This is a genomic window from Aquisalimonas sp., assembly GCF_007120195.1.
Classification (GTDB): Bacteria; Pseudomonadota; Gammaproteobacteria; order Nitrococcales; family Aquisalimonadaceae; genus Aquisalimonas.
The window spans coordinates 1-3,257 of the sequence record NZ_SKOG01000113.1; the positions used below are offsets into that span (position 1 = coordinate 1).

Here is a 3,257-nt window from a genome sequence, read left to right on the forward strand (position 1 = left end):
GTGCCCTTGGCCGGGGTCTCCGCGCCCTTGGTCGGGGCCTCCGCGCCCTTGGTCGGGGCCTCCGCGCCCTTGGGCGGCGGCTCCGTGCCCTTGGCCGGGCCCTCCGCGCCCTTGGGCGGGGGCTCCGTGCCCTTGGGCGGGGGCTGCGTGCCCTTGGCCGGGCCCTCCGCGCCCTTGGCCGGAGTCTCCGCGCCTTTCGCCGGGGCCTGTCCGCTCTTCGCCGGGGCCTCTGCCTGAGCGCCGGCACGATCGGCACTGGCGGAGTGCTCGCGGGGCTTCGGTTCACCCGCCGCGAGCTTCGCGGTCTCGCGCTCCGGTTTCGCGGCTGGCTTTGTGGCACCAACGCCTGACGACGCCGGCGCTGTCTCCCCCTCTGGGCCCTTGTCCCCTTCCAACGGCATCTGCAATGTCCGGTCCTCGGGCTTACTCTCCAGCATCGGGGCATTCTCGCCGGTGCCAAGCCGTCCCGACCCATCCGCCAGGTGCTCATAGAGTTCCCGGTAGGCGCCGGTGACGGAGTTGAAGAGATTGGCCGTTTTCTCGAAATGCGTACGGACATCCTCGCGATAGCGCTGCAGCTCCGCCTGGGCTTCGTCGCGTTCGTGCTCGACCTCCCGGGCTCGTTCCAGACCCGGCGCCGTGTAACGGCCAAGCCAGATTCCGAGACCAAAGCAAATCAGCACAACAATGATCCAGACGACCGTGGTCATAAACCGTAACCCCCTTTGATGAAAGTGACCGCTAGAGCCAGACCCACACGACTATACTGGACCACCGCGCCCACTCGCATCCCATTTCTGCCAGGAATTGACCTTCACAGCAGACAATCCATTAGCCATGATCAGGGCATGACTACCACGACAGGAGCCTGCTATGGATGAGTCCGTCCGCAACGCCATCGCCCGCTGGCCCAATGTGCCCGCCGTCTACGGCTATATCGGCGTCAATCGCCGTGGGGACTTCTTGTTGCAGGGTCATCTTGTCACCCACGCGCGCACCCGCGGGTTTATCAACCGCAACTACGGCCTCGACGCGCAGGGGCGTGCATTTTTCCAGAACGGTCCCCAGCGCGCCTACGCTGACCTGGAGGTCACGCCCTGGGTTTACCGGCTCCTGGACGACGGCAGCCTTCGCACCCATTGCGAGCACCCCGTCAACCGCCTGATCGAGGCTGGCAGCACCGCCGATGGCGAGATTGTCCTGGTCACCGAGCACGGTCCTGGGGTGCTCCACGCCCAGGATCTGGACCCGCTCGCCGAGCACCTGGAAACACCGCAAGGGGACCTGCCCAGCGCCGTGGAGGCCTTGCAGCAGGGCGACCACAATGAGGTCTACCTAAACTTACCCGCCGGCCGACCCCGGCTCCAGACCCTTGACCCCGCTGAGCTCCCCCGCCGCTTTGGCTATGCCCTGCAACCCGAGCCTCCGCCTGAGGACAGCCGGGCCGCCGTCTCGTCCTACCGGCCCGCCTGGCGTCCGGCTGCGGCCGCCGTCTAAACGGACATTCAGGCGCCGAGCGGGCAACAACCCCTGGACTGTCGCAGATGGCCTCAGAATAAGCCTTGTTGGCTGTATTAACAGGCCCGAATTGCTGGCCATGTTGCGGCTCCACAACGGTGTGTTGTTTCTAGCACTTGCATCCCGTGTGAGCACGCTACACTGAGAGAGAGTTAACCGGTTTGCGGGTGACCGGTTTCCCGCGACAAGACACCCACTTCGTTGCGCCTCCTGACAACACATCAATGGAGTAATAACAAATGTCAAACCATACGCTGAAGGCAACTGCTGTTGGATCCGTCTCCGCCCTGGCCCTGGCGGCCCTATCCACGACGGCCCACGCTGACGGGCCGGAGCTTTACGGAGCTGTCGATATCGGCCTGGAGAGCTACTCCGCGGATGATGAGGCTCCGCAATTCATCTTTTCCGGCCTTAATACCGCTGAAGGTGATTTGTTCAGGGATCCCGACGAGCCCGGGCGCGCCGACGACAGGGACTTTCTCCTCTCAAACGCTTTCCAGTCCCGACTCGGGGTGCGCGGTGGTGAGGATCTGACCGACAACTTGCGGGCCTCATACAATATTGAGTTCTCTGTCGATGTCCTGGACGAAGACGGTGGCGGTTTTTCAGATGCCGTGGGCACCCGCCTTGGCTGGGTCGCCCTCAGCGGTGACTGGGGTATGGCGAAGATTGGCACGCAGTGGATGGCGCTGTATGAGTTCGGCGGCTGGAATGCGCACCGTGCTGAGGTCCATGGTTATGGCACCTACTTCTACACGACCGGCGTCCTGCGCGACTCTCTTGGTTTCGGCTTCCGCCAGGGTAGTGCCGTAAGCTACCAGTACGGCAGCGCCTGGGGCCACTCGGACCCGTTTGCCTTGAACATTACCGCAGGTATCGGCGAGGGACCGGATAACGAAAGCGGCATCAGTTCCATCCAGGTTGCCGGTCAATACAGCTTCATGGATATGTTTAGCATCAACGCGGTGGTCATCCAGGAAATCGTGGATGTGGAAGAGGGCATCAACGACGACGAGGCCACGCTCTTTAACGTCGGTGCGCGCTGGAGCGTTACACCGGAGTTTGAACTCGGCGCCAATTACACGTTCGTTACAGATTACTTTGACGGTGTCGACGCTGATTCCGATCGGGATTCCATCGCCCTAGCCGCTTTCTATGACTTTGGTCTGGGCTGGGATGGGCAACTTGGTATTGCCACCGCGTCTGCCGACGACATCCCTGATATCGACTTCAACGTGTACGGGTTTGTTCGGTACGCCTTCACAGAGCGCACCAACACCTATTTGGAGTTCGAACACATCGACTACGACAATGATACAGACGAAACCATTGGCATGCTCGCGGTGCAGCACAACTTCTAATAACACGAACGAGCTTTGCAAGTCACTTACATTGACGGGCGCCTTGCGGCGCCCGTTCTTTGTTGCACGGCCGCCCATGCAGGCGCGGCGCCGGTAGCCATCCAGCGCAGCCTTGGCCGTGTTCGTTACCGGAGGCTTCGGCCCGTTGTTCGCCGCACCATTCGTCGCTGAAGTCACTCGTGTATTGCATCCAGACGCTTTCGCCTGGATGCGGGATCACCATCGCCGAACCGCGCGCGACTTGTCTGCCCGTGGTGTTCATGGCGATGATGCGCCGATTCTGTGTCAATGGTCGTGTTCGCGTTCGTAAATCCGCTCGAGCAGGTCCGGGGCATCGAAGTGGCGGCGCCCCACGAACGCGGTGGCATGGCGGTGGTA

General features: G+C 62.3%; 3 protein-coding genes. 2 read left to right on the plus strand and 1 reads right to left on the minus strand.

Features of this window, described 5'->3' with window-relative positions:
* The coding region (locus QZT63_RS08635; protein ID WP_290650343.1) for a DUF1043 family protein at window positions 1-710 on the minus strand (710 nt) is incomplete at its 3' end.
* A 163-nt stretch (window positions 711-873) separates the two neighbouring features.
* On the opposite strand from QZT63_RS08635, the gene QZT63_RS08640 reads away from it, so the two are divergent.
* Window positions 874-1,497, plus strand: coding sequence for a DUF2946 family protein (locus QZT63_RS08640; RefSeq protein WP_290650345.1), 624 nt, complete (start codon window positions 874-876; stop codon window positions 1,495-1,497).
* 260 nt (window positions 1,498-1,757) lie between these two features.
* The gene (locus QZT63_RS08645) at window positions 1,758-2,879 is read left to right on the plus strand and encodes a porin (protein ID WP_290650347.1); all 1,122 of its coding nucleotides are present in this window, start codon (window positions 1,758-1,760) and stop codon (window positions 2,877-2,879) included.
* Window positions 2,880-3,257: the final 378 nt, after the last annotated feature.